At 64.3% G+C, this 26,939-nt stretch carries 21 protein-coding genes, 2 tRNA genes and 2 rRNA genes; 15 read left to right on the top strand and 10 right to left on the bottom strand.

All coding sequences use genetic code 11. The features are described 5' to 3' along the window. Positions 1-135 precede the first annotated feature (135 nt). The 8 genes from SM753_RS09955 to SM753_RS09920 all read left to right on the top strand — a co-directional run bounded on the left by SM753_RS09955 (position 136) and on the right by SM753_RS09920 (position 8,817). Complete coding sequence (locus SM753_RS09955; RefSeq protein WP_138796535.1) at positions 136-426, top strand: hypothetical protein; 291 nt, start codon at positions 136-138, stop codon at positions 424-426. Between the two features lie 155 nt (positions 427-581). Then, positions 582-1,427, top strand: a complete 846-nt coding sequence (locus SM753_RS09950; protein ID WP_323191481.1) for a QueT transporter family protein — start codon at positions 582-584, stop codon at positions 1,425-1,427. 47 nt (positions 1,428-1,474) lie between these two features. Continuing rightward, positions 1,475-3,454, top strand: a complete 1,980-nt coding sequence (locus SM753_RS09945; protein ID WP_323191480.1) for an energy-coupling factor transporter ATPase — start codon at positions 1,475-1,477, stop codon at positions 3,452-3,454. Continuing rightward, positions 3,451-4,236, top strand: coding sequence for an energy-coupling factor transporter transmembrane component T (locus SM753_RS09940; protein WP_323191479.1), 786 nt, complete (start codon positions 3,451-3,453; stop codon positions 4,234-4,236). The genes SM753_RS09945 and SM753_RS09940 overlap by 4 nt, the downstream gene beginning before the upstream one ends. Positions 4,237-4,311: 75 nt before the next feature. Further along, a complete protein-coding gene (locus tag SM753_RS09935; protein WP_323191478.1) occupies positions 4,312-5,559 on the top strand; it encodes an adenosylhomocysteinase in 1,248 nt (415 codons plus the stop codon). 107 nt (positions 5,560-5,666) lie between these two features. After that, positions 5,667-6,326, top strand: coding sequence for an HAD family hydrolase (locus SM753_RS09930; RefSeq protein WP_323191477.1), 660 nt, complete (start codon positions 5,667-5,669; stop codon positions 6,324-6,326). Between the two features lie 164 nt (positions 6,327-6,490). After that, positions 6,491-7,783 carry an MBL fold metallo-hydrolase gene (locus SM753_RS09925; RefSeq protein WP_323192075.1) on the top strand — a complete coding sequence of 431 codons (1,293 nt, stop codon included), beginning with the start codon at positions 6,491-6,493 and terminating at the stop codon, positions 7,781-7,783. A 125-nt stretch (positions 7,784-7,908) separates the two neighbouring features. After that, positions 7,909-8,817 (top strand): EamA family transporter, encoded by a 909-nt coding sequence (locus SM753_RS09920; RefSeq protein WP_323191476.1) that lies wholly within the window; start codon positions 7,909-7,911, stop codon positions 8,815-8,817. 93 nt (positions 8,818-8,910) lie between these two features. Here the strand turns inward: SM753_RS09920 and SM753_RS09915 are convergent, their stop codons facing one another. From SM753_RS09915 to SM753_RS09900, 4 genes are all read right to left on the bottom strand, one after another. Continuing rightward, positions 8,911-10,527 carry a hypothetical protein gene (locus tag SM753_RS09915; protein ID WP_323191475.1) on the bottom strand — a complete coding sequence of 539 codons (1,617 nt, stop codon included), beginning with the start codon at positions 10,525-10,527 and terminating at the stop codon, positions 8,911-8,913. 395 nt (positions 10,528-10,922) lie between these two features. Continuing rightward, a complete protein-coding gene (locus SM753_RS09910; RefSeq protein WP_323191474.1) occupies positions 10,923-11,207 on the bottom strand; it encodes a DUF6360 family protein in 285 nt (94 codons plus the stop codon). A 52-nt stretch (positions 11,208-11,259) separates the two neighbouring features. After that, a complete protein-coding gene (locus tag SM753_RS09905; protein ID WP_323191473.1) occupies positions 11,260-13,035 on the bottom strand; it encodes a ferredoxin--nitrite reductase in 1,776 nt (591 codons plus the stop codon). A gap of 144 nt (positions 13,036-13,179) precedes the next feature. Further along, the gene (locus SM753_RS09900) at positions 13,180-13,494 is read right to left on the bottom strand and encodes a hypothetical protein (RefSeq protein ID WP_323191472.1); all 315 of its coding nucleotides are present in this window, start codon (positions 13,492-13,494) and stop codon (positions 13,180-13,182) included. Positions 13,495-13,805: 311 nt separating this feature from the next. Here SM753_RS09900 and SM753_RS09895 point away from each other — a divergent pair, with 311 nt between their 5' ends. Further along, complete coding sequence (locus SM753_RS09895) at positions 13,806-13,934, top strand: hypothetical protein (protein ID WP_259371275.1); 129 nt, start codon at positions 13,806-13,808, stop codon at positions 13,932-13,934. A gap of 136 nt (positions 13,935-14,070) precedes the next feature. Further along, a complete protein-coding gene (locus SM753_RS09890; protein WP_135533999.1) occupies positions 14,071-14,760 on the top strand; it encodes a hypothetical protein in 690 nt (229 codons plus the stop codon). Positions 14,761-14,820: 60 nt separating this feature from the next. On the opposite strand, the gene SM753_RS09885 is transcribed toward SM753_RS09890, so the two are convergent. Next, a complete protein-coding gene (locus tag SM753_RS09885; protein WP_323191471.1) occupies positions 14,821-16,071 on the bottom strand; it encodes an ArgE/DapE family deacylase in 1,251 nt (416 codons plus the stop codon). A gap of 103 nt (positions 16,072-16,174) precedes the next feature. Here SM753_RS09885 and SM753_RS09880 point away from each other — a divergent pair. After that, positions 16,175-16,248, top strand: a tRNA-Lys gene (locus tag SM753_RS09880). A 295-nt stretch (positions 16,249-16,543) separates the two neighbouring features. On the opposite strand, the gene SM753_RS09875 is transcribed toward SM753_RS09880, so the two are convergent. Beyond that, complete coding sequence (locus tag SM753_RS09875; RefSeq protein ID WP_323191470.1) at positions 16,544-17,389, bottom strand: hypothetical protein; 846 nt, start codon at positions 17,387-17,389, stop codon at positions 16,544-16,546. Between the two features lie 443 nt (positions 17,390-17,832). On the opposite strand from SM753_RS09875, the gene SM753_RS09870 reads away from it, so the two are divergent. Both SM753_RS09870 and SM753_RS09865 read left to right on the top strand, forming a co-directional pair. Then, complete coding sequence (locus SM753_RS09870) at positions 17,833-23,082, top strand: hypothetical protein (protein WP_323191469.1); 5,250 nt, start codon at positions 17,833-17,835, stop codon at positions 23,080-23,082. A gap of 155 nt (positions 23,083-23,237) precedes the next feature. Continuing rightward, positions 23,238-23,696 carry a hypothetical protein gene (locus tag SM753_RS09865; protein WP_323191468.1) on the top strand — a complete coding sequence of 153 codons (459 nt, stop codon included), beginning with the start codon at positions 23,238-23,240 and terminating at the stop codon, positions 23,694-23,696. 136 nt (positions 23,697-23,832) lie between these two features. Here SM753_RS09865 and SM753_RS09860 read toward each other — a convergent pair. Next, positions 23,833-23,908: transfer RNA gene (locus tag SM753_RS09860), tRNA-Cys, on the bottom strand. 160 nt (positions 23,909-24,068) lie between these two features. Between SM753_RS09860 and SM753_RS09855 the strand changes: the two genes are divergently transcribed. Beyond that, positions 24,069-24,230: a hypothetical protein gene (locus SM753_RS09855; protein WP_323191467.1), complete on the top strand. Its 162-nt coding sequence runs from the start codon at positions 24,069-24,071 to the stop codon at positions 24,228-24,230. Between the two features lie 89 nt (positions 24,231-24,319). Beyond that, on the top strand, positions 24,320-25,057 hold the full coding sequence (locus SM753_RS09850; RefSeq protein ID WP_135534004.1) for a GNAT family N-acetyltransferase: 738 nt from the start codon (positions 24,320-24,322) through the stop codon (positions 25,055-25,057). A gap of 12 nt (positions 25,058-25,069) precedes the next feature. Here SM753_RS09850 and SM753_RS09845 read toward each other — a convergent pair whose 3' ends face one another. From SM753_RS09845 to SM753_RS09835, 3 genes are all read right to left on the bottom strand, one after another. Next, a complete protein-coding gene (locus SM753_RS09845) occupies positions 25,070-26,308 on the bottom strand; it encodes a hypothetical protein (protein WP_323191466.1) in 1,239 nt (412 codons plus the stop codon). A gap of 223 nt (positions 26,309-26,531) precedes the next feature. Further along, positions 26,532-26,653: ribosomal RNA gene (rrf, locus tag SM753_RS09840) — 5S ribosomal RNA — on the bottom strand. 111 nt (positions 26,654-26,764) lie between these two features. Beyond that, positions 26,765-26,939, bottom strand: a 23S ribosomal RNA gene (locus tag SM753_RS09835); the annotation flags it as partial.

Here is a 26,939-nt window from a genome sequence, read left to right as displayed (position 1 = left end):
AAACGTTCCGTCCCGAGCGAGAGCCGCGATCACCCGCCGGACCGAGACTGGGCTGGCGGTCGGACTCGCGTGCGGAGTCGACACAGCCGGGAGCGTCGAACTCTTAAAGGAGATACAGCCGACAATGTCCCAGATATGGAACGCGAGGTTCTGATGCTCCACTTGCGCCAGGCGTTCGGCGGCACGCCGGCGGAACGGCGCGCCGTCGCCCGCGCCGCCACGGACCTGACGGACTCCGAGCAGTTCGAGGCGGACCGCGGCGACGAGTTGACCCCGGAGATCATCGTCGAAAACCTCGCAGACTGCCGAGAGGGGACGCCGGCCGAACGGTGGAACTGGTGGATGGGTGCGCTGGAGGCGGCCTACGGCGGCTACGAGCAGTTCGTCGTGACGCGCTGGAACGAGGACGACGCGCCGAACGCCTGATAGGATCGGGTCGGTGGGATCGGCGTTCGACACCGAAGTCTGTTCGTCACCACCTCGCTCGCGGAGGATCGAGTCAGACCATCGGTGTGGCGCACCCTATTCCGATCTTTGACAAGTTTCGATCAGTTTTAAGTATCTGTTGAGAAGTGTTTTCGATGATGAAAGAACTGGTCACGATGTGGCGGGATACACGAATGATAATGCTGGTAGCCGTCGTCGCCGCTGTGTACGCCGCGCTACTGATACCCTTTGCCGGTCTCGTGATAATTCCGGGAATCACCGCTGTTCGTCCGGGGAACGTCATCCCCGTGATATTTGGCATACTGTTCGGTCCGGCGGCGGCCTGGGGGTCCGGTATCGGGAACCTGATCAACGACGTCTTCGCCGGTACCTTCGGCCCGGGAAGCCTGTTCGGGTTTATCGGGAACTTCTTCTTCGGGTTGATCGGGTACAAGCTGTGGGGCAACCTCGGTGCGCTTTCGAGCGGTGTCGAGCCCAACTTCCGTGAAAACGCCGGCAGACAGCTCCTCGAATACGTCATCGTCGTCGTCGTCGGTTCGGCGCTGTGTGCGTCGATCATCGCCTGGGGGCTCGAGGTACTCGGACTGTTTCCCTTCTCGGTGCTCGGCACGATCATCCTGCTGAACAACGTGATCGCGTCGGTGGTCCTCGGACCGCCGCTTCTCTACCTGACGTACCCGCGAATCAAGGACATGGGGCTTCTCTACCCCGACCTGCTGCGCGACGAAGATCTGCCCGACGCCTCGGCCTCGCGGGCCCAGACCGCCGCGTTCGGTCTCGCCGTCGTCTCGGTCGTCTGGGCCGCCGTCGGGATCGCCGTCTCGCTGGGCATCCAGGACGTACCGTTCGGGGCGTCTCAGGGCGAACAGTTCGGTGCCGGCGGCTCGACGGTCCAGATCGCCATCGGCGCTATCAGCTTCCTGGCCGTGCTCGGTCTGACAGTGATCTCAGGCGAGCGGCTGTCGAAGCTGCTCGATTAGCCGAATCGCTCAGTTTTTAGTCCCGGGCGGGACTTGACGAGAATACGATGGACAACGACCCGGCCAGCGGGGATGCAGCGACCCTCGAAGAGGTCGTATTCGCCTACGAACGGGGTTCGGATCTCCCGCCGGCCGACAGTTTCGCCGACGATGCTGACTACGACCCGGACGAACGCGGCGGCCCGGTCCTCCGCGGGATCGACCTCGGCGTCCCCGCCGGGTCGTTCACCGTTATGATGGGAGCGAGCGGCGGCGGTAAATCGACGCTGCTGCGGACGTTCAACTCGATCATTCCCAGCTTTCTCACCGGGTCGTTCGACGGGAGCGTCGACGTACTCGGACGGGACGCCACCGACGCTCGCGTCCCGGAGATGGCCGAAGTCGTGGGGATGGTTCTCCAGGACTACGAGGCCCAACTGTTCGGGACCAGCGTGACGAGCGAGGTCGCGTTCGGCCCGGAGAACCTGGCGGTCCCGCCGGCCGACATCGACCCCCGGATAGACCACGCGCTGGAAGTCGTCGGACTCGGCGACCTCGACCGGCGACGGCCGCCCGAAGCGCTGTCGGGCGGCCAGAAGCAGCGTCTCGTGTTCGCTGGCGTGGTCGCGAACCACCCCGAACTGCTCGTCCTCGACGAGCCGACCAGCGACCTCGACCCCGCGGGGAGCCACGACACGCTGGAAGTGATCCGCTCGCTGGCCGACAGCGACGAGGCGAGCGCGCCGGAGGACTGGCGGGGACCCGAGACGATCGTGATGGTCACGCACGATATCGAGGAAGCGCTGCTCGCAGACCACGCCGTCCTGTTGCGCGCGGGGCAGGTGTACCGACAGGGACCGGCCCGTGAGGTGTTCACCGACGTCGAGGCCCTCCGGAACGCCCGCGTAGCGGTCCCGCCGGTGGTGGACGTGTTCGACCGCATCGGCTGGTCTCGCGAGGAACTCCCGCTTACGCCGGCGGAGGCCGTTACGGCGGTCGAGGACAGCGACCTCGCGTGGACGCCCCCCGCACACCGCGGGGAGACGCTCCCGGGGACCCCCGCCGGAACCGGCGAGAACCCCGGCGACCCCCTCTTCGAACTCGACGGCATCGTCTACGAGTACGAGACGGACCGGGAGTCGGTGCGAGCGGTCGACGACGTCGACCTCACCGTCCGCGAGGGCGAAGTCGTCGCCATCGTCGGGCACAACGGGAGCGGCAAGACGACGCTCGCCAAACAGCTGAACGGACTGCTCGAACCCGACGCGGGTAGCGCGCGCTGGCGAGGACAGGACGTTTCCGAACTCTCGATGGGGGAGGTGGGTCGGTCGGTCGGATACGTGTTCCAGAACCCGGACCACCAGATCTTCGCCGACACCATCCGCGAGGAGGTCTCCTTCGGTCCCGAGAACTTCGGGATGGAGGGCGAGGCGCTCGAACGCGCCGTGAGCGAGGCCGTCGAAACCGTCGAACTCGACGGGCTGGAGGAGGCGGACCCGTTCAACCTCTCGAAGGGACAGCGACAGCGGGTCGCGCTCGCGTCGATCCTCGCGACCGACCCCGACGTGATCGTCTTCGACGAGCCGACGACCGGCCTCGACGCGACCCAACGCGACCAGTTCATGGACCTCGTCGCCCGTCTCAACCGCGAGGAGGGCCTGACCGTCGTGATGGTCACCCACAGCATGCGCACGGTCGCACGGTACGCCCCGCGGACCGTCGTGATGGCAGACGGGCGGAAAGTCGCCGACCGACCCACGCGGGAGCTGTTCGCTGACGAGTCGGCCTTAGAGCAGTGGGAACTCCAACAGCCCCAGCCGGTTGATCTCTCGAATCGGCTCGCCGGCGTGTCCGGTCAAGAGGACGCGCTCCCCGCGCTTTCGGTCACGGAGGTCGTTCAGGGGCTCGGAGGGTCCGACGCCTCGTCCGTAGACGCGGAGGCCGGCGGGGAGGAGACGGGAGTGCGCGATAGCCCCGATTACGGTGGCGGCGGCCGGACTGACGGCGGGTCCGGCACCGGACAGACGAGCGGAGGTGAGAACGAATGAGTTCCTCTCCCTCCCTGTACGTGGACCGGGACACGTTCCTCCACCGGCTGAACGCTCGGTCGAAGTTGGCGCTGCTCGTAGGGGTGTTCGTGACGGTGTACGTCTTCGGCGACCCGCTGTGGGTGTTCGTCCCGCTGGCGGCGACGTTCGCCGCGCTACTGCTGGTCGGCGGGTGGGCGAACTTCAAGCGCCTCTCGTTTATCGTCGCAGCGCTGTTTCTGGTCGGTTTCGCGGTCTGGCCGGCGTTCGCCGAGTCCGGCGGTCCAGTGCTGTTAGAGACCCCACTCGGAACGCTCACCGAGCGGGAACTGCTGTTCGCGCTCGGCCGCTCCGAGCGGATAGCGGCGTTCATCGTCGGCGGGCTACTGTTCGTGACGACCACCTCGAACGAGGAGATAGTCGCCGGGATGCGGTCGCTCGGATTCCCGTACGCGTTCTGTTTCGCCGTCGGCACCGCACTGCGTCTGTTCCCGACGTTTCTGGGGTCGGCGAACACCGTCCGGCAGGCCCAGGCCGCGAGAGGTCACGAGGTCGGCGGCGGCAACCCCGTCGAGACGCTCCGGAGCTACATCCCGCTCCTGATACCGGTGTTCATGACCGCGATCCGTAACGTCCAGACGCAGGCGATGGCGCTGGAGGCCCGCGGGTTCGACACGCGGGGCGACCGGACCTTCTACGACCGGCAGCCGTTCGGCCCGACCGACTGGGCGGTCGCCGCGTTCGGCCTCGCGCTCGTCGTCGGGTCGGTATACCTCCGTCTACAGGGGTACGGGACGGTCTGATCCCCGAACCGTCAAACGGGCAAATTAGACGGTCCTTGGCGGGGTTTATGGGGATGCACGGTAGAGAACCCCACTATGTCCGACGAAACCGACCCGCTCGCCTGGACGCGAGACTACACACCGATCCTTCGCTCGCTCGCCGAGGAGTACGGCGATGACGAACCGCTTTCCGACTACACGGTCGCGCTGGCGTCGCACCTCGAACAGAAGACCGGTGTACTGGTCGAGACCTTGAACGAGGCGGGAGCGGACGTCCTCGTCACGGGAAGCGAACCGCACAGTACGAAGGCCGAGGTAGTCGACACCCTCCGCGACCAACCCGGCATCGAAACGTTCGTCGAGGCCGGGATGAGCGAGGAGGCGTGGGAGGCGGGCCAGCACGACCTGCTCGAACGGGAACCGGACTTCATCCTCGACGACGGGTGCGAACTGATCGCGAAGGTCCACGCGGACCACCCCGAAATCGCCCGTCACGTGGTCGGCGGCGGCGAACAGACGACCGCCGGGATCACCCGTCTCGAAGCGATGGAAGCGGACGACGTGCTCGAATTCCCGGTGTACGGCGTCAACGACACGCCGATGAAGCACTTCTTCGACAACGTCCACGGCACCGGCGAGTCCTCGCTGTCGAACGTGATGATCACCACCAACACGATGCTCTCGGGCAAGACCGTCGTCGTCAGCGGCTACGGCTACTGCGGACGCGGGATCGCTCGCAAGGCCCGCGGCATGGGCGCACAGACGATAGTCACCGAGGTCGACCCGCGGAAGGCGCTAGAGGCGCACATGGACGGCCACCGCATCGAGACGATGGAAGCGGCCGCGAGTGAGGCCGACTACGTCATCACCTCCACCGGCAACCGCGACGTCGTTCGCGAGGAGCATCTCGACGAGCTACAGGACGGAGTGATCCTCGCGAACGCGGGCCACTTCGACGTGGAGATAGCCATCGCAGACCTCGAAGACGCCGCCGAACGCGTGACCGAACCCCGCGACGGCGTCACCCGGTATCACCTCGACGACGGGCGGCGGATCAACCTGCTCGCGGAGGGGCGTCTGGTGAACCTCACCGGTCCACACAGTAACGGCCACCCCGCCGAGGTGATGGACACGACGTTCGCGATGATGTTCGAGGCGGCCCGCGACATGCTCGCGGGGGGAAGTGGCGAGGAGCTCGCGCCGGGCCTGTACGCCATCCCAGACCGCCTCGACCGCGAGGTAGCCTACCGGAAGCTCGACACGCTGGACGTTGCGGTCGACGACCTCACCGAACGCCAGCGCGAATACTACGAGGACTGGGAACACTCCGACAGCGCGTTCTGAGGCGCTGCTCCGAGCCAATTCGTCTCGTCCGTCCCGGTGAACCCATCCCCGCGGACCTGCGGCCAGGTGACTGAAACCCTTATACCGGCGGCGGCACATTACATAATATGACTTACGATACCGTCATCTTCGACAACGACGGTGTCCTCGTCGGTCGAACGAGCTTCGACGTCCTTCGTGAAGCCACGCAGGAGACGTTCGCGCAGTTCGATGTTACCGATCTGGACCCGGACCACGTAGAGGATATGACTATCGGCGCGACCCCCGCCCAAGTCGGCGATATTTGCGACCTGTACGACCTCGACCCGGAGACGTTCTGGCGCGCTCGCGACCGCACGCTGTCCCGTGCCCAGCAGGAAGAGGCCCGCGCGGGGCGGAAAACGCCCTACGGGGACATCGACACGCTGGCCGACCTCGACACCGCAAAGGGGATCGTCAGCTCCAACCAGCAGGAGACGGTCGATTTCCTTCTGGACCACTTCGACATCTCGGACCACTTCGGCACCGCCTACGGCCGCGAACCGACCGTCGAGAGCCTCGACCTCCGGAAGCCCGACCCCCACTATCTCGAACGCGCGCTCGCCGACCTCGACGCCGAGTCCGCGCTGTTCGTCGGTGACAACGAGTCCGACATCAAAGCCGCCGAGAACGCCGGCATCGACTCGGCGTTCATCCGTCGGCCCCACCGCCGAGACTGGGACTTCAACGTGTATCCGACCTGGGACATCGACTCCCTAGACGACCTTCACAGGGTTTGTAGCGCCTGATACCGGTCCGGGGAGCGCCCGGTTCCCAGACTAGACGAGGCCGCATCGACGCCGCGTGAGCGCCACGGCTACCGCTTCGGACAGAAAGCCGGACCAGACCACCGATCCGGATCCGTCCGGTGGAACCGACGAACCCAAACGCCCCGAGCGGCTATCTCTTGGCAATGGACATCCGGTTTCTCGGCGGCGCTCGCGAGGTCGGCCGGAGCGCCATCCTCGTCAACGACCGTCTTCTCCTCGATTACGGGATGAAGACGGGGACCCCGCCGCAGTTCCCGGTTGACTCGGTCGACCCCGAGGCCGTCGTCGTCAGCCACGGCCACCTCGACCACGTCGGGGCGATCCCCTCGTTGCTCTCCGGGGACCGACGGCCGCCGATCCACTGGACGCCACCGACGCGGGAACTGGCGCTTACGCTCGCCCGCGACACGCTCAAGCTACACGGTGGGTCGTACAGATGCCCCTTCACCGAAACCGAAGTCAAACGCGTCACGCAGGTCTCGGAAACGCACGGCTACGCGGACACGTTCGAGGCCGCCGACCACGAGATAACGTTCTACAACGCTGGCCACATCCCCGGCAGCGCGCACGTACTCGTCGATGACGGCGACACGCGACTGCTGTACACCGGGGATTTCCACGCCGGTGGCCCGGAAAGCGACGGCGACACTCCCGGCCGAACTGACCGCCGGGGCGAACCGATCCGCGGACAGCGACTTGTCTCCGAATCGACTGCGCGGCCGGATGCCGACGTGGTCGTCTGTGAGAGCACGTACTCGGACGTTACCCACGAAGCGCGCGACCGCATCGAATCGGCGTTCGCCGAGAGCGTCCGGACGACGCTGTGGGAAGGCGGCACCGTCGTCGTCCCGGCCTTCGCCATCGGGCGCACGCAGGAGATGCTCATGGTCTGCGACGCGCACGATATCGACTGCTACGTCGACGGGATGGGCAAGGGAGTCACGCAGATGCTGGCGCAGTATCCGGAGTTCGTCCGCGACGGTGAGACTCTGCAACGCGCCCAGTCCAACGCCCGGTTCGTCACGGGCCGGGACGGTCAGCGCAAGCGGATCGCCGACAAAAACACGGTCGTCGTCACGACGAGCGGGATGCTCTCAGGGGGGCCTGCCATGACGTATATCCCGGAGATACGGAACCTGCCGGTGAACAAGATAGCGCTCACCGGCTACCAGGTCGAGGGGACGCCCGGACGGAACCTGCTCGACTCCGGCCGCGCCGAGATAGACGGCCGCGTGATGCCGGTCAGCGCGCAGGTCGAGTCGTACGACTTCTCGGCACACGCCGACCGTACCGGGCTGCTGGATTTCCTCGACTCATACCGGGACGCTCGGATCCTCGTAAACCACGGCGACAGGTGTGAACCCTTCGCGGACGAACTCGCCGCCGATGGGTTCGATGCGGTTGCGCCTGAACTCGGGGACGTCTGCAGGCAGTAAAGCGCTCGAGTACGGAAACGCTTCGCGCCCCGACGGTCGAACGTCTGGGACCGCGCCGCGGAGAGAATCCGGACGCACCGGCCGGAACCGGGATCGGTAATTGTCCGGCACTCCGTTGTCGATCCGTGAACTACCGTTTCGCCACTGTCGGACTGTTCGGATCCCTCGCTGTTCTGTGGGGGCTCTCGTTTCTCGCGATCGCCGTCGGCCTCGAATCGCTCGAGCCGGTGCTCTTTGCGGCTTTCCGATACGACATCGCCGCCGTCCTCCTGCTCGGCTACGCTCTCGTCGCAGACATCACGTGGCGGCCGACAACCCGTCAGAACGTCAAGGCCGTCGTCGTCGGCGGAGTGTTTCTCATCGCCGCGAACGCGTTTCTGTTCATCGGGCAACAGACCGTCCCCAGCGGGGTGGCGGCTATCATGCAGAGTCTCGTTCCCATCGTAACGTCGCTGTGGGCGCTGGGCCTTCTACCGGAGGAGGAGATCTCGGCGCGGGACGCCGTCGGGATCCTCCTCGGTTTCGCCGGCGTCGGCCTTATCGTCCGCCCGGACCCCGCAAACTTGCTCGGAGCGAACGTCGTCGGTCGCTTCATGATCCTGCTGCAGGTCGCAGGCGTCGCTCTGGGGGGCGTTCTGATACAGCGCTTACGGCCGACGCTCGACAAGATAACGCTCGCGGGGTGGTCGATGCTCATCGGCGGGGTCATCCTTCACGCCGTCAGTTCCGGCATCGGCGAGTCGTTCACCCTCCCGACTACGGTGCCGGCGGGGGTCGCTGTCGTGTATCTGGGGATCTTCGCCACCGCTATCGCCTTCTTCATCTACTTCACGCTTCTGGAAGTACGGGGTGCACTCGAAACGTCGCTGGTCACCTATCTGGTGCCGGTCGTTGCGACTGTCGTCGGCGTCGTGGTTCTCGGGGAGTCGATCACGCCCGTGACTGTCGTCGGGTTTATCGTCGTTTTCGCCGGGTTCATCATGCTCAAACGCCGTGCGATCGCCGGCCTGATAAGCGAGACGAGAGGGCCATGAAGGGAACCCGGGACTGAAAAACCCGTTCGGTCACCCAGTGTCACCACTGGGCGTCCGTCAGCGCCGAAAAAATCCGGTCGGTCGTAACGGCCGTTACGCGACGACTGCCTCGTCGGCCGACGTTTCGTTGTCGTCGAGAACGCCGCCGTCAGTCTCGTTGTCGTCCGATTCGTTGTCGCCCAGCATGCCGTCGTCCGACTCGTTGTCGGATTCGTTGTCGCCGAGGATACCGTCGTCAGTCTCGTTGTCAGTCTCGTTATCTCCCAGCACACCGTCGTCAGTCGTCGTGTCGTTCCCGGTCTGGAGCGACCACGAGTCCGACGACGCGTTCTCGACCGTCACGTTCTCGGCCGAGAGCGTGTCGATAACTATCTCGTCTTCGGTTTCGTTGTCGACGAGACCGGTGTCCGTCTCGTTGGTGTCGTTGTCGTCGAGGACGCCGTCGGTCTCGTTGGTGTCGTTATCGTCGAGGATGCCGTCGGTCTCGTTGGTGTCGTTGTCCTCCTGTGCGTTGAACGCGCTCGTCACGTTCGTGTCGTTGTCGCCGAGGATCCCGTCGTCCGACTCGTTGTCGGATTCGTTATCGTCGAGAATGCCGTCGGTTTCGTTGGTGTCGTTGTCGCCGAGAACACCGTCGGTCTCGTTGTCGGATTCGTTGTCGCCCATGACGCCGCCGGTCTCCTCGCCTTCCTGCACGTCGATCTCATCGACCGTCATGTTCTGGATCGTCATCTCGGTGACGTTGACCGTCCGGATCGTCACGTTACCGAGTTCCTCGCCTTCGTCCTGAAGGACCGTCTGGTTCGAATCGTTCAGTTCGAACGTGGTGTCGTTCTCCGCAGTCACGTTGTCGTCGGTTTCGTTGTCACCGAGGATGCCGTCGTCTGTCTCGTTGTCCGATTCGTTGTCACCGAGGATGCCGTCGTCCGACTCGTTGTCGCCGAGGGCACCGTCAGAGACGGTGAGTTCCTCGATAGTGAGCGTCTCGACGGTCATCTGTTCGATAGTGAGGTTCTCGACTGTCACCTGTTCCGACTCGGTGTCGGTCACGTCGGACCCGCTATCGTTGAGCGGCGTGTCCGTCTCGTTGTCCTCGGTTTCGTTGTCGTCGAGGATGCCGTCGGTCTCGTTGGTGTCGTTGTCCTCCTGTGCGTTGAACGCGTTCGTCACGTTCGTGTCGTTGTCGCCGAGGATCCCGTCGTCCGACTCGTTGTCGGATTCGTTATCGTCGAGAACACCGTCGGTTTCGTTGGTGTCGTTGTCGCCGAGAACACCGTCGGTCTCGTTGGTGTCGTTGTCGGTCAGACCGGCGGTCTCGTTGTCTTCAGTCTCGTTGAGAACGCCGATGTCCTCGATCTCCGTGTCGTCACCGACGCTCACGTTGAGGTCCTCGAGGGTCACGGACTCCAGCGTCAGGTTGTCGAAACTGACGTTGGAGAGAACCGTCGTCTCGTTCGGGTCCACGGAGTCGTTCAGTTCGTCCGCACCCGTCTGGTTCTCTATCGTGAAGTTCTCCACCGTGAGAGATTCTATCGTCGCGTTCTCGACCGTGACGTTCTGGAGTTCGAGTTCGTCGACCGTCACGTTCTGCATCGTCGTGGCGTTACCGACTGTGCCGTCGTCTCCGTCGTCGCCGTCTTCCTGTACACCTGTGTCTGCCATCGCCGGCGCAGCGAGCGCCGGACCTGTCAATACAACTACTACTGCCATCAAGATCGCGGTTGCTGTTTTGCGATTCATACGCCTTTTTCCACGCCGCTGACTCCCATAAACAGGGGAAACCGTTTGCACCTGGAAACCGAGGTTTACGGATGTCTCATCCGTATTTCCGGTCCGATTTCGCACCTGTTCAGCCGGCGAGACGTACCCGGCATGAATCGGGCGAGTGATACGACAAGCGGGAGTCCGGTCTAACCTCTGCTTAGCCCCCACGGGGGCCGGGTAGACAACGGTACGAAACCGAGGTAACGAGGACCCCTGGGTTCGCCCGACAGGAGTTGTACGGTGCATAACGTCCGGGACTGTGTTGTTTGAGTATTCCCTCCCGAGGAATAAAATAGGAGAATGTCGTATCGGACCGGTCCAAACGAGAGAACGCGTCGGGGTTACTCCTCGTCGGCTCGCTCGACTTTCGACGCGTGTTTCTCCAGGTCGGCCGCGAGCTCGCGGGCTTCCTGGGGCGAGAGCGACACTTCCTCCATGTGCGCCGGGAGGTGTTCCTCCTGCATGTTGTCGAGTTCGAGTTGCAACTGGACGCGGTCGGGGTTTTTCCGCGGCGACGTGGCGTTTAACACCGCGAACGTCTCCTCTTCGAAATCGTGTCCCGTGACGGTCGCGTCGATCAGGTCGAAGGTCGTGTACGCGTTGACCTTCATCAAGCGGTCGGCCATACGGGTTGGCAGGAAAGGGAGCTACTTATACTGACGGACGCGGCCGGCGTCGTCAGTCGTCCGCGGGCGTGGGACTCTCGTCGGCCGCGTTCGGCGCGGGGCTTGCGTCCATGTCGTCGTCCTCGGCGTAGGGGTACCACGTCTTCTTCGTGTTGTGCATGTACGGGTCCTCGTAGTCCGTCTCCTCGGGTTCGACGAGTTCGGCGAGTTCCTCCTCGTCGCGGTCGACGACGAACTCGCGGAACGTCTCACCGTCGTCGCGCAGTTCGTCGTAGTTCTGAACGAGGTTCTGGATGGCTCCGGGCACCTCGTCGGCGGGGACGCGCTCGGTGACCCAGTCCGCGAAGTTCGGGTTCTCGCCGAGGCCGCCGCCGAGACCGATGTCGAGCGCCTCGACCGGTTCGCCGTCCTTGCGCGTCTTCATGCCGCGCAGGCTGATGTCGGCGATCTGCGGCTGGGCGCACGAGGCGGTACAGCCCGAGAGGTGAATGTGGAAGTCCTGGACGTCATCGGGCAGGTCGACGTTCTCCTTCAGCCAGCGCGAGAACCGCACCTGACGGTTCTTCGTCTCGACGATAGAGAGCGAGCAGAACTCGGTACCGGTACAGGCGATGGACCCGCGCTGGAAGGGGTGCGGGTCGGGGCTGTACTCCTCCAGCAGCGGTTCGTCCAGAAGGGCGTCGAGGTTCTCCTCGGGGACGTCCGTGAGGATGATGTTCTGGCGCTGGGTGAGTCGGGCCTCGCCGCTACCGTACTCGTCGGCGAGGTCCGCGAGTTCGATGACCTCGTCCGCGCCGATGCGACCGACGAGCACGTTCAGGCCGACGTAGTAGTTGCCGTCTTTCTGCTCGTGGACGCCGACGTGGTCGGCGTGGCCGTGGTCGACGCCGGCGTTGTAGGAGTACTGGTCGCGCTTGTCCTCGCCCGCGGTGTACATCTCAAAGTCGACGTACTCCTCCTGGAGCGTCTCGCGGACCTTCTCGGGCCCCCACTCGTCGACGAGGAACTTGATCCGGGCGTTGTAGCGGTTCTCGCGGTCGCCGTGGTCGCGGAACAGCGCCGACAGGCCGCCGGCGACGTCCGCGGCCTGCTCGGGCGTCACGAACACGTCGACGTTCTTGGCGAATCGAGGTTCATTCCGGGCCAGACCGCCGCCGACGCGGACGTTGAACCCCTCGACGGTCTCGCCGTCTATCTCCTTCTCGGCGGGTTCTAAGGCGAGGTCGTTGATGTCGCCCTGCCCGCAGCCCTCGTGACAGCCGGTCACCGAAACCTTCCACTTGCGGGGGAGATTCACGTGATCCTCGTTCCCTTTGAACGTATCGTGGAGTTCGTGGATGGTGTCTAGGGCGTCGACGTGCTCGTTCTTGTCCTTGCCTGCGACGGGGCAGCCGACGATGTTCCGCCAGGAGTCACCGCAGGCCTGCAGCGTAGAGAGCCCGTTCGCTTCCAGTTCGTCCCAGATCGCCGGGACGTCCTCGATCTCGATCCAGTGGAGCTGGACCGCCTGTCGCGTGGTCACGTCGGCCCAGCCGTTACCGAACTCGGGGTTCTCCGCGGGACCGGTCGAGTACTCCTTCGCTATCTCGCCGATAGTGCGGAGCTGACCCGGCTCCAGCACGCCGTTGGCGGGACCGATCCGCATCATGAAGTAGCTCTCCTGCCCGGCGCGCTGGTGGTACAGACCGTACCACTTGAACCGCTCGAACCAGGCGTCGTGTTCGTCCTCGGGTATGGCCTCCCACCCCTCTTCGGCGAAGCGCTCCATGTGGGCACGGATGTCCGTCCCGTAGATCTCGTCTTTCCATTCCTCGACGTCGGTAGGCATGTGCGTTCGATACGAGCGTATCTCGTAAACCCCCCTTCCTCGCGTCAGTTCTCCCCTACTCTCCCGCTTACCGGAGAGGCTTGCCTGACGTGCCATCACGTGTCACGGACGAGCGTCGTCCGCTCGAACGGTGACGAACACAGTTTACGACTGTGGCTCGTTCACCGCTTGAAGCGCTCCTGCCTCGAACGCGTGGAACTCGCCGTCGATGACGCGACCGACGGGTAGCGCGTCTATGGTGTCTTGTGACCCACAGTCGATGCACTGGCCGACAGCGCCAACGGCGATAGTGTCGCGGTGAACTGAGACATCGAAAAAGGACTCGCAGAGGACGTGCGCAACGTCGCAGTCACAGAAGTCGTAGCTCGCGAGCGGCCAGATGTCGCTGTTACTGACCGCGCGAGCGTTGTTGACGCTTATCCACGCTCCGTCGTCGAGCGTGCGAACGGGAACCGTCATTGACCCCCCTACTCGCTCACCACTCCTTAGCGCGTCGACTGCTACAAGCCTTACCGCGGAATGACGGCGTCTGGTCGGCAAAACCGGGAGACGGAACCGGATTGTATCGCGACATCGGTGACCGGAGTACCGGCCAGTGTTTCTGGTATGCGGGAGCCCGGGAAGCGTTTGTGAGTTAAAGCGGCCTTAAGGGGACACCGCTGTAACGAACTGTTGATGACTGACGACGCTCGCCGGTGCGACGAACCGCGCCAACACACGTCCGCTGACGTCGCGCCCGAGCTATACGAAGCCGATCCGGAGCCAGAACAATGACCACGACTCAAGAACCCGACGAAGAGGAAGAAGAGCAGGTCGACGACCACCTGGCGGACGTCGAAGAGGGTGCCGGCTGTACGGAGATATGGGAGCACCTCTCGGAGCGGCGCAACGACGATTGATGGTGAGAGAGGGTCGGGTCGGGACGTCTCCGAAACCGACGCGGAGCGGATCTTCGATTCCTCACGGCCCTCGCTTCGAGACGGCGAGTACGACCAAAACGGGGCTTTTTGATAGTCCCTTCCCTAGGGGGTGCTGATGACTGCAGACCGGTCGGACGACTCCGACGCGACCAACATCGACGATAAGTTGCCGACCGACAGGGAGTCGCCCGTCGGCCAACCGGTCGTTCGCGGCGACGCCGACGTTACCGGCCAACGCGCACGCGAGGCCGTCCAGTTCGACCCCGACGACCCCGAGAGCCTCGCGGACGCCGCCGAGACGGTCCGCAAGTTCGCCGACAACACCGTCGGCGGCGAAGACCACGTGTACATGCTCCGCGGAGCGGCCGCCTGCGCCGCCCTCGTCCGCGGCGAGGGGTCGTACAAGGCCGCCGCGGAGCGGGCGGGCGGCGAGGCGACGGTCGCGTTCATCCGGAAGTGGGCGCGGGTCCACGACCTGCCGCAGTCGATCCGCCGCCACGTCGCCATGGGTCACGTCGCGCCAACCGCGGCCAAACACATCGCCCGAGTCGCCGGTAACGCCCGTTTTCTCCTCGCGTTCGCGGTGCTCGACGCCGACCTGACGGTCCGCGAAGTCCGCACCATCGCCAGCGACGTAAACGGCGGCACACCCATCGAGGCGGCCCTCGACGACCACGGCGTGACGGTCGGGGAGATCACGGTGACGCTCCCGGCCGACGCCTATCAGCAACTCCGCCGCGAGGCCGCCCTCCAGAACACCGACCCGGACGAACTCGTGTCCGACGCGCTCGACGAGTATTTCTGATCGCTCTCGTCCGACGCCGTTGGTCGGACCCGTCGAACGACTGCCGACCGTACAACGCTCCTACTGACGGAGGAACCGTTCCGCCGCGTCCGCGAGAACGGCGCTCGCCGTCTCCACCTCGCCCGCGTCGACGGACTCGTCGGGGAAATGCGCCTGTTCGATGCTCCCCGGACCGAACAGGACGGTCGGGATCCCGGCCGCTTGATAATGTCGGCTGTCCGCGCCGTACGTTGCGCCGCGCGGCGTCGCGTCTAACCCCGTTTCGGTCACGGCTTCGCCGAGGGCCTCGACGACCGCGGCGTCGAGAGAAACCGACGCCGCCTCGAACTGGATGGAGAAGCGCTCGAACGTCGGCGGGTGGTCGCGGAGCCACTCGCTTTCCTCGACGACCGCGTCGAGTCGCTCCTGGAACTCCGACTCCACCTCGGCGACGGTTTCGCCGGGCGCGACGCCGATACGGAGTTCGGCGACGAGGTCGTCCGGCACCGTCGACGCCCAGTTACCCGCCCGAACGGTGCCGAAACAGATCGGCCACTTCGTCGGGAACTCCTCGTAGAGCGGATGGTCGACCCGTTTTTCGCGCTCCGCCTCGAGTTCCTCGAAGGCCCGCCGGATCCGGTCGAAATGCGGTAGCACCGACTCCCCTCGCCAACTCGTCGCCGCGTGAGCGGACCGCCCGCGGAGGCGCAGGCGCTTCATCACGCTCCCTTCCACCGCGGTAACGACGCCGAGTTCGGTGGGTTCGGCGACGATAGCCGCGTCGCGCTCGAAGGGGTACGGGTTCGACAGTGCCGCCGCGGCCGCCCCGATCCCGCCTTCCTCTTCCCCGGCGACGCTCTCGACGACGACTCGCCCGTCGACAGCCTCCGTCTCGGCGATCTGTCGCGCGGCGAAGACGCAGGCCGCAAGTCCCCCTTTCATGTCCGCGGCACCGCGGGCGGTCACGCGGTCGTCGTCCCAGACAGGATCGAACGGGTCGCTCGTCCACGCGGACCGCGTCGCCGGTACGACGTCGACGTGGCCGTTCAGCACCAGCGTCGGTCCGGCGTCGGGGTCACCTAACTCGACGACGCCCGCGACGGACGGCCGATCGGCCGTCGATATCTCGCTCGGGTCGTCCGGAAACGAGGGGTGTTCGGCGAGTGCCGCGGCGTCGGCAGTCCACTCGTACGTGTCGAACCCGAACTCCTCGAAGCGCTCGCGGAGCCAGTTCTGCGCGGGACCCTCCCCGCCGTCGGTGGTGTCGAACCGCAGTAGTTCGTCCAGAAACGCTCGCAGATCCCCCTCGCGAGCGTTGGGAAGTTCGTTCATAAGCATTGAGGATAACGGTAGAAGCTAAAAGTTGCCGATAGTCGTATTCGCCCGGCCCGAACAACAACTCTTTAACCGTTCTACTGCGAATTGATGACTGCGCGGGCCGGTAGCTCAGTCAGGCAGAGCGTCTGGCTTTTAACCAGATGGTCGGGGGTTCAATTCCCTCCCGGCCCGTTTCTCACGAGAACGACAGTGAGCGGTGAGAAACGTCTCCGGAGGAATTGAATTAGAACGGACGCGCAGCAAAGCGGGCGCGTCCAGGCGTGGTTCAATCCTCCCGGCCCGTTTCTGCGACGGTCACGAGATACACAGCGTGTCGTGAGCAAATCAGAACGCAAAGTGTTCTGATGAGAACGCCCGTGGCGAACGGTGAGAACAATCCCGTTCGGGAGAGTACGGTCTCGGAGTCGAGTCGGTGAAACAGCGAAAAGCGGCGTGTACGACGGAAATATCGACGGCTCGGCGCGACCTACTCCTTCCGGGGCAGGTACGCGAGTCCGGTGAGAAGCACCGTTGCGATACTACTTATGATGACGATGCCCCAGACGCCGTTTATCCGTTCGTGGAAGTGTTGTTGCTCCTCTACCTGCTCGTGATACCCCTCGACGTCGGTCGTCAGGACGAACGACTCGCCGGACCTGAAGTGCGGGATGTACTCGGTCCCCTCCGTATCCGTGGAGTTGAGGATGAACGCCTCGCCGTCGCTGATCGTGAGCGATTCAGTGCGCTCGCCCTGCCACTCCAGAAGCACGGTCTCTTGAGTGATGTTGGCGACGGTCGTCGCGTTCCCCTGGAACTCGATTTCGTCGCCTTCGCTGATCGTCGTGTTCGAGAACGCCTCGTCCTGGAGGTACGGCGTTAGCGTACGGGTTCCGTCTTCGCTCTCACGGACGACGTACCACTGGTCGTCGTAGGTCAGGTTTGCGTTGGAACCGTTCCCCGGTACGGTGCGAAGCGTCGCCTCGTCGGGGTCGGTGGCGTTGGGGATGAACAGGTGGCGGTCCTCGCTCTCGATGGACACCGTGCTGTTTTGCTCCCACGTCTCCGCGAAGACGGCGGAGTTGTTGGTCCGGGAGAGGGTGGCTTCGAGCGTCACTCCACCGCCGCCGCCGTGACCGCCGCTACTCTCGGATTCCTCGATAGCCGTCACCGTGTACGTCCGTTCGCCGGCGTCGATTTCGGAACCGTTCTCCAGTTGGTACTCGGGGTCGTCGACCGTTATCGACGGCCCGTCCGCCGTCGCGATGAACGCGTACGACCCGGCAGCGAGTACGACGAAGAACGCGATATACACCGCCGCTGCTCGTCGTTGCATATTCCGACTGACGCACGCTCTCCGTAAAACGATTACTTTTCACGGGAAGGAACAGCGGCACGCAGATCGAAAGCCGCGATGAACGCCGACGAACCTCTGCTTACTCCGTTCGTCGTCCGCGGCGCTGAACAGGTCACCGACCGAAGACGACACCGCGCCGTCCTGCGGTAATTCGGGATGACTCGCGAGAACAACCGCTCGTTGATATGAACCGCCCGTAAACGATAGCCCGCGTTTATTGGCGGAAGCGGCGACGCTGACCGTATCATGAGAGCGAGCCACGCGTCGTCTGCACGCACGCGCGAGTCGGGTTTCGCGGACCGGTTTGGACGAACAGCCAGGCTGCGCCGAGCGACCCGTCGAAAAGCTCGGGGTCGCTGGGTCGGGGGCCGAACGATCCCGAACCGGTGTGACCGTGACCGGGGTTCACGGGGGATTGGCCGATGAACGTGAAGCGCGGACTCGTCGTCGCCGTCGCGGTTATCCTCGTCGTCAGCGCCATCGCCGTCCCGGGCCTCGCCGCGGCGGGGACCGGCGACGCGGCGGAGACGAACGACGTTACATCGACCGCAACCGCGGCGACCGAAACCGACCAGAGTGAGGTACTCGACACGGGCAGGGCGCATGGAGCCACGTCGGAAGCGGCGGCCCAGGAGCAAGCCGAGTACGCTGAGGCGGCAGCCTCGGGTGCCGAAGCGGGGGCGGAGATGGCGCGCGAGGAAGGAGCCAACGTCAGTGACGCACAGGTCGAGGCCGCACAGCAGGGAGCGAGAAACGCGGTGGAACAGACTCTCGAACGCGGCCCTGATACCGACCTGACGGTCGAGCAGGTCAGGCGGGCGGCCCGCGGCGCTGCCCACGGGACCCTGCTACAGAGCGAGGACGCGACCGCCGGCGAGGTCCGGTGGGTCGTCGAGGGAAGCACCCACGGCGCGCTCGTCGCACCGCGCAGCACCGAGGCCGGGATACAGGCCGCAGCGTACGGCGCAGGTCATGGGGCGGTCGCTCGGAACGCGCGGGCGAGCGGTCGTCAGATGCGAAAGGTCTCGCTCGGCGCTGCCGCGGGCGCGGTCAGAGGTCAAGCCCAGTACGGAGTGACCTCTCCCGAACGAGTCAAGCAGGCCGCACAGGGCGCAGCGTACGGCGCGCTCGAACGACCCAATGCGGCGGACGTCGAGAAGCTCAAGGGGGCCGCCCGGGGCGCGGCCTTCGGCGTCCTCAAGCACCATGGACAGGCAAACGTCAAGCAGATCCAGTTCTCGGCGGTCGGAGCCGCGTCCGGATCGCTCACTGGCAGTCAGCACGCGACCGTCGCGCAAGTCGAGGCAGCGAGCCACGGCGGCGCGGCCTGCGGTGCCAGCGTGAGGCAGGTCCAGCGCGTGAGCGTCGAGCAGGTTCAGGTCGCCACCGGCGCGGCGTCCTCCGGCGCGATTTCACAGAGCCAGAAGGCCAGCGTGGTGCAGATCCAGTCGGCCGCTGAGGGGGCCTGTTCGGGTGCGCTTCAGGAAGTGTCCCAGGTCCAGGTCGTCGACATCACGCAGATCCAGATCATCGTTCGGGAGAGCGCGTCGACTGCAACCGCGACTGCGGCCCAGCGAGACCTGCGGTCGTCGACCACCATCTACATCGACGCCCGTAGTCAGGGCCGCGACCGCGTCGTCCCCCAGAACGACGACGACCGGGACGGGTTGACGAACGAGCAGGAACGACGGGTCGGGACCGACCCGACGGAGGCTGACACCGACGGCGACGGACTGAACGACGGTGCGGAGGTTCTCACCTACAACACCGATCCGACCGAAACCGATACCGACAACGACGGAATCGACGACGGACGCGAGGTCACCATCGGCACGGATCCGACTGACGCGGACACGGACGGTGACGGCGTGCCGGACGGCGAGGAGGTCGACCAAGGGAGCGACCCGCTCGACCCCAACGACCCGGAGATACGTGACAGCGACGGCGACGGCCTCACCGACGAGCGCGAGGAGGAACTCGGGACGGACCCGAGCGACCCCGACAGCGACGGCGACGGCCTCAGTGACGGGACAGAGGTAGACGTGTACGGAACGGATCCGCTCAACGTCGACACGGACAACGACGGACTCACCGACGGCCGGGAGGCAGACCGGGACACCGATCCGGCAGACCCCGATACGGACCGTGACGGCGTCACCGACGGCGAAGAGGTCCGACAGGGAACTGACCCGACGGACCCGAGCGACTTCCCCGGTGCAGACAGCGACGGCGACGGCCTGAGCGACACGTACGAGGAGGAGGAACTCGAGACGGACCCGAACGACGCCGACACGGACGACGACGGGCTATCGGACAGCCGCGAACTCCGTCTGAACACCGACCCGACGGAGGCGGACACGGACGGTGACGGCGTGCCGGACGGCGAGGAAGTCGAACAGGGCTCCGACCCGCTGGATCCCAACGACCCCGAACCGCGCGACAGCGACAACGACGGTCTCATCGACGAACGCGAGGAGGAACTCGGAACGGACCCGGCCGACCCCGACACCGACGGCGACGGCATCACGGACGGCGCGGAGGTCCGGCAAGGGACTGACCCGCTCGACCCGAACGACCCGCCGGAAATCGAGAGCCTCGGCGTCGCGACCGACTGCGAGGAAGTGACCGTCTCGAACCCCAACGTCTTCCCGGTGAACGTGACGGTCGAGAACGACACCGGCGAGTCGACCGTGACGGTGCCGGCCCGCGGCCAGCTGTCGCTCGACGTCGCGCCGGGCGACCAGACGCTCACCGCCGAGAGTAACGGAACGGCTGTGCCGCTCGGCGGCGAAGAGACCCGCGAGATCTCCGTCGATGCGTGCCCGCCCGATATCGAGGGCACCGTCGAGAACAGCACGGTCACGCTTAGCAACCCCGGCGAGATCGGTGTCACCGTGACCGTCGAGAACGAGACCGGCGACGAGCGCACCGTCGACGTCGCCGCGGGCGCGAGCGAGGAGGTCGCTGACCTCTCGCCGGGGGAGTACACCGTCACGGCCCAGACCGACGACGGCGACTCGGCTCGTGTCAACGGCAACGAGGCGTGGTCGTTCATCGTCGATGACCCCGATACCATCGAATCGTTGCGGGCCGACCTGGGCGGCGACGTCCTCTTGCTGACGAACAGCAACGACGAGACCGTCGACGCCACGGTGACGAGTAACGAGACCGAACAGACAGTGACTATCGCCGGCGGAGAGACGGAGCAGGTCGAGGATCTCACGGCTGGCGACTACACCGTCACCGCCGAAACTGAGGGCGGCGAGAACGTCTCGGTGAACGGCCTCGACCTGTTCGGGTTCACGGTTCCCGAAGACGACGGGGACGTGCCGGACGGGAATGAGACGCCGGACGGGAACGAGACGCCGGACAACGTCACCGCGTCGGTAACCGTCTCGGACCAGACCGGCAACGGCACGAACCTCACCGTCGACAACGCCAGTGCGAACGTCGGGTTCTATCTGAACGCGAGCGCGAACGGTTCGACGCTCAACGAGACGGACGACTTCGTCGCGGACGAGTCGTTCGAGGGGAACCTCACGCTTGCTCCCCCGCTGGAGGAGAACAGCACTGTCCAGGTCGCTGTCTACGATGCGGAGACTGACGAGGAACTCGCGGATGCAAACGTCACCTACAACGTCACGCCCACCGAGGAGCCTGCGGCACCGACCGCCACGCTCGAGGTCGCGAACCAGAGCGGTAACGGGGCGAACCTCACCGTCGACAGCGCCTCCGCAAGCACGGAATTCTACGTCGACGTCCACCGAAACGAGACTGTCCTCAACGAGACGAACGACTTCGCCGCGGACGACTCGTTCGAGGGGGATCTCACGCTCGCTCCGGCGCTGGAGGGCAACGCTACGCTTCGCGTGGCTGTCCATGACGCCGAAACTGACGAAGAACTAAACGCGACGAACGTTACCTACAACGTCACGCCCGACGAGGAACTCGTCGATATCACGTCGAACCTCTCCGTGGCGGACCAGGCCGGCAACGGCACGAACCTCTCGGTCGACAACGCAACGGCGAGCACCGGCTTCTACCTGAACGCGAGCGTGGACGGTGACACGCTGACCACGAGAGACACGCTGAACGAAACCGACGCGTTCGATGGGGGCGAAACCTTCGAGGGGAACCTCTCACTCGACCCGCCGCTCGAATCGAACGACACCGTCCGCGTCGCTCTCGTTGATGCGGAGACCGACGAAGAGCTGAACACGACGAACGTCAGCTATACCGTGGTCGAGGAGCCCGTCGGTGCGACGGCGAGCCTGAACGTCACCGACCAGACGGGTGACGGCACGAACCTCTCCGTCGACAACGCCTCCGCGTCCGTCGGTTTCACCGTCTCTGCGAGCGTGAACGGGATCGCACGAAACGGAACCGATGCGTTCAGTGCGGACGAGACGTTCGAGGGGAACCTCACGCTCGCCCCGCCGCTGGAGGAGAACGCGACCGTCAACGTGACAGTCACGGACGCGGCGACCGGCGAGGTGTTGAACGCGACGAACGTCAGCTACACCGTGATCGAGGAGACGACTGAGGTTTCGGCGACCGTCGAAGCCGCGGACCAGACCCGCGACGGCACGAACCTCACCGTCGACAACGCCACCGCGGAGACGGCGTTCTACGTCAACGCCAGCGTCGACGGAACGTCGTACAACGAGACGGGAGCCTTCGACGCCGGCGAGTCGTTCGAGGGTAATCTCACGATGGAGCCACCGGTCGGCGAAACCAGCACAGTCCGCGTGGCGGTACACGACGCCGAAACCGACGAGGAACTGAACGCCACGAACGTCAGCTACACTCCCGCCGTAACCGGTGACACCGTCGACGCGATCGGCGAGTACGAGGACGTCGAGGCCGCACGCCGGGACGGGTACGTCGACACCCACCGGTTCGATAGCAACGAGTCCGGGGCCGTCGGCATTCGGTTCGTGAACGAGAACGCCGTCGACGGAGACCTCGACCCGCGTGAGCCCGAGGCGCTGCTGTACACGATTAACGACACCGGAGAGTACGAACTCCTCGGGGCCGAGTGGGTGGTTCCCGAACTGGACGCTGACGACCGTCCGGTGCTGTTCGACGAACCGTTCGACGGGCCCTTGCAGCCCCACACCGACGAGTTCAACGAACATTACGGCCTGTACGCGTGGCTGTTCGAGGACAACCTCGACGGACAGTTCGAACAGCGAAACGCCGCGGTCGACGATCCCGACCTCGTGAGCGTCAGCGACCAGACTGGCGACGGCGACACCGTCACCGTCGACCGGACAGTGTTCGCCGAGGAGTACGTCGTCGAAGTTCGTACCGAGGCCGGGACGGTACTCGGCCAGTCCGGGGTGCTCACCGGCGAAGAAACGGGCACTACCGTCGCTCTCGACACGGCTCTGGACGCCGATGCGACGCTCAACGTCTCGATCCATCACGCTGATTCCGGAGCCGAGATCGGGGAACCGGTCGTCCGCGAGACGATCAACTACACCGTCGACACGGGTGGACTGGTCGACGATGAACCGGATAACGAAACCGAGACAGAGGGCGTGACGGTCGGAGACGACGCTGTCGACGAGAACGGGACAATGGACGGTGGAAACGAAACCGACACGACAGTCGGCCAAAACGAAACGACCACCACGAACCCGACCGTCACGACCCGATACCGCGGCTAAACCCTGTCGCGGTGTTCTCTCACGAGTCGCGTTGCCCTGGGACGTGAGAAGCCTTCTCTCCGCTTCGGCAGAATCTGGTACTCCGTATGTTGACTCCCCCAGAGATGGAGATAACGACCAGAAACAGTAACACCCGTGACCTGTCAATGGTAAGTATGGTCGACTCGTACGAGGACGGATACAAGGAAGGCGCTATCTTCTTGTTCTACGACGGGGAATCGATTCTGATCGAGCATCGCCCGACGGACGGCGGGACGGAGACGTTCATTCCAAACGGGACGATAGAGGAGGCGGACAAATCCTCGGGGTCCAACGACAACTACGTCCTAACTGCGCTCCAGCGCGAGATAGACGAAGAGTTTTCGGGCCAAGTCGAGGTGGAGTCTCTGGACAAACTCTGCGAGCACAAAGTAGAGGAGCCCGCGATCTGGTTTCACTCGTACGTCGTAACCGAGTGGAGCGGTGAAGTGCCCGATTACACGGTCGAAGATGGCGAGAGATACGCGGATCTGGAGTGGGTTCCATTGGACGAGTACGACGAACACCTGCAGTTTCGCAGTGCAGTTGAAACCTGCGAGGAGTTACGGGCACAGGTCTCGGAAGGCACAGTTTGAGGAACGGGGAGATCAGTGTACGGGAACGGAAAGTCAAGCCCGGGTCCCGATTTGAACCCCGACTACTCCGCTTCGGTCGGCCCCGTCTTTAGATCCTGGTTGCAGACACGACTCTCGTGTCTGTCGAGCCGAGAAAAGCCAAGGGCCGGATTTGAACCGGCGGTGGGCGGCTCTGCAGGCCGCTGCGTTCGGCCGGACTCTGCCACCTTGGCGCATTTTTCACTAGTTTCGGCCGTCGTTTAAGCCTAGCGTTTCGCGTTGTTCCGCTGCGACGGTCCGTGGGACACTATGACAATAATATTCCTTGAGCATAGAGCCTTTAGGGCTCACAGCAGTTCAAACCGGTAGACGAGCCGTTTAGGAGACGAAATTATGCGTGACACTATCGCCCAGACGAGCGACCGCGGATCCATGGAACGTCCCGACCTCGAACAGTACGTGAGCTATTCCGACGGCGACGATACCGTTATCTGCGACCGCGAGAACCCAAGTGCCTGGATCAAATCCGACGTCTTGGACGTCGTCGAACCCTAATTCTTCGTCACTGGGTCGCTGAGAGCAGTTCACCGCGAGCCGGTAGCAGCGCCGAAAGTAGTTTATCGTGTGAACTGGTACCAACGAACATGAAACTCTCCGACCCCGTATCGATCGAGCACGACGACCGGCAACAGATATTCGAAGAGATAGAGCGCAATGGAGGGCTACCGAAAGACAAGGTGATCACCGGAACAGTCGAGAAACAGCGCGCCGCGCGCCATCACGTCGCGATCCTCAAGCGCAACGGGTACCTCCGAGAGACGGAGGACGGGCGGCTCGAACCCGCACTGGAGGTAGACGGTGACGAGGAGGAGTTCGACGTAGCGGACGTCACCGTCACTATCCGCCCGGCACGTCAAGCGGACTTGACCGGGATCGTCGGCGCGATCCGGCAGGTCGCCACCGAGAAAACCTACATCGTCGCGGAATCGGTCGCCGACGAACTCGACCACGAGAACGTCCTGTTGCGACACAACACTGTCGAGTCGCGCATGTTCTTCGTCGCGACCGTCGACGAGACAGTGATCGGCTGGGTTCATCTCAATGCGCCGGAACTGGAGAAACTCGACCACACCGCCGAACTGACCGTCGGCGTTCTGGAGGAGTATCGCGGGCAGGGCATTGGGAACGAACTGCTCGACCGCGCAACGGAATGGGCGCGGGCGAACGAGTACGAACGGCTCTACCAGAGCGTTCCGTCGACGAACCAGCGGGCGATCGAGTTCCTCGAAGAGAACGGCTGGCAAGTGGAGGCGGTCCGCGAGGACCACTACAAACTCGACGACACGTACATCGACGAAGTGATGATGGCCACGACGCCGTAGCGCCGATAGCCCCTACTGACAGTCCTCGCAAACGTACGCCGTTTCTCCGATGAACTGGTCGCGCTTCGGCCGGGCGACGTACTCTCCGCACTCGACGCACCAGGTCCAGTAGATAGAGCGTCCCGCTTCCGACATCATCCGGCCGCTCTCGTCCGATAGACTTCGGATCTCGATATAGCGGTCGCTCACCGCCGTCACTTCGCCGCCGATCGGCGCGTGTTGCGCGTTGCTGATCCCGTCGTCTGCGGGCACCGCGATCATCTCACCGGCAGATATGTCCGCACCGTCAGAGACGACGGGCCGACTCGGCGAGACGACACCCTCGAACGCTGGGTTCGTGATCAGTGGCACCCGGACGCGGTCGGGAGTCAACGTCGTCGGTGACGTCTCGTGGTCCGCGGTCCAGTCGATCGCGTTCAGGACGTTGATTCGGTCACCGCCGAGCGTGTTCTCCTCGGCGATGTCCTCGTCGATGACTGTCAGGCAGTTCGTTCGCTTGGTCGTTCCGAAAGCGTCCGGATCCGCCTCGATCTCGAAACACCAGCCCGGTCCGCCGTCGGCAAGTATCTCGTTCCGGTCAAGGTCTTCGGGATCTCGTCCCGCCGCTTCGAGGAGCGTTGACGCGGGTGTGCCGACGGGAACCCGCAAGAATCGGTGACGGGGGACGTTCCCGTCAACGTGAACGTGCTTGTACGCCACCGGTTCGTCGCGGTCGAGCGTCCGGTAGACGTTATCCAGTGTCTCGGTGTTCTGGACGATCCACCCGTGGTCCATCGGGAGGTCATCACCGATGACTGTCCCCGCGACGAGGCGTAGGAGGACGCTCTCCATCCCGTACTCGTACTGGTCGTCCGTGTACGCGAAGACGACCCCGGCCTCAGCGGCCGGGTCGAGCGGCAGATCCTCCGGTTCGTACACCGTCGCGTCGGTCGCGGATTCGAGCGGTCCCATCCACTCGTCCCTGTCTTTCGCCTTCGCCCCCACCACGATCGTCTCGAACGCTCGGTCTAAGAGTGCGTCGAACAGTTCCCCGAACGCGTCCGCGCGCTCGCGACCCAACCGCTTGTCGATGTAGTAGTTCGGTTCGCTTTCTTGGTGGTTTACCAACAGGTAGTCCACCTCGTCGAGATGGCCCCACTTCGCGTGCGCAGGGAATCCGGCACCCCCAGCACCCGCGATGCCCGCGTTCCGGAGCGTCGTCGCGAGTTCAGTCGGTGCTGCCTGGTCGAGCCGCTGTAGGCCGATACTCATGTTCACCCCTCCAGTTCGATACTTCTCACCACCACAGCATAACTTTACCGTGAAGCATCACGAATACGATTAGATTGTTGTACGTTACCAAATGACACTGTCGATGGCGAACTACGGAAAACGACGATCGATCAATCAACCGCATACACGCGGTGTGGCCGTCGCTCGCGGTCGATATGAAAAAAGCCCATCCGGCGGAGCCGGACGGGCTGGTAGTATGAATGGGTGGCGGCGAACCGGATTTCCCAGAGACTCGCGTACTCCAGTACTCGCCGGAACGCTAGTGGGCTTAACGACCGTGTTCGGGATGGGTACGGGTGGAACCCCACTGCTATGGCCGCCGTAACGCCGACCCACGGAGTCGAACCGTGGTGGTATACCGATATCGGTGGCATGAAACCGTAATGTACGTGCAATCCAGGTAACGCCTGGACCCGTTCGTGGGTACAGTGCGATGAGTGTGTGGCGTCGATTTGTTAGTGCTCGCGGACTGAACGCCTCGTTGCCTTGGCGCGTACATCCCGAGTCTATCGAACTCGTCTTCTACGAGTAATCTCAGTGGTACCTCTTTTTCAGGTGGGTTTCGAGCTTAGATGCGTTCAGCTCTTACCCCGTGTCACGTGGCTGCTCG

Origin of the sequence: Halostella sp. PRR32 (assembly GCF_034808085.1) — an archaeon.
In the GTDB taxonomy this organism is placed as follows: Archaea; Halobacteriota; Halobacteria; order Halobacteriales; family Natronoarchaeaceae; genus Halostella; species Halostella pelagica.
The sequence above is the reverse complement of the archived record's forward strand: the minus strand, read 5'-3'. Positions and strand labels throughout refer to the sequence as shown.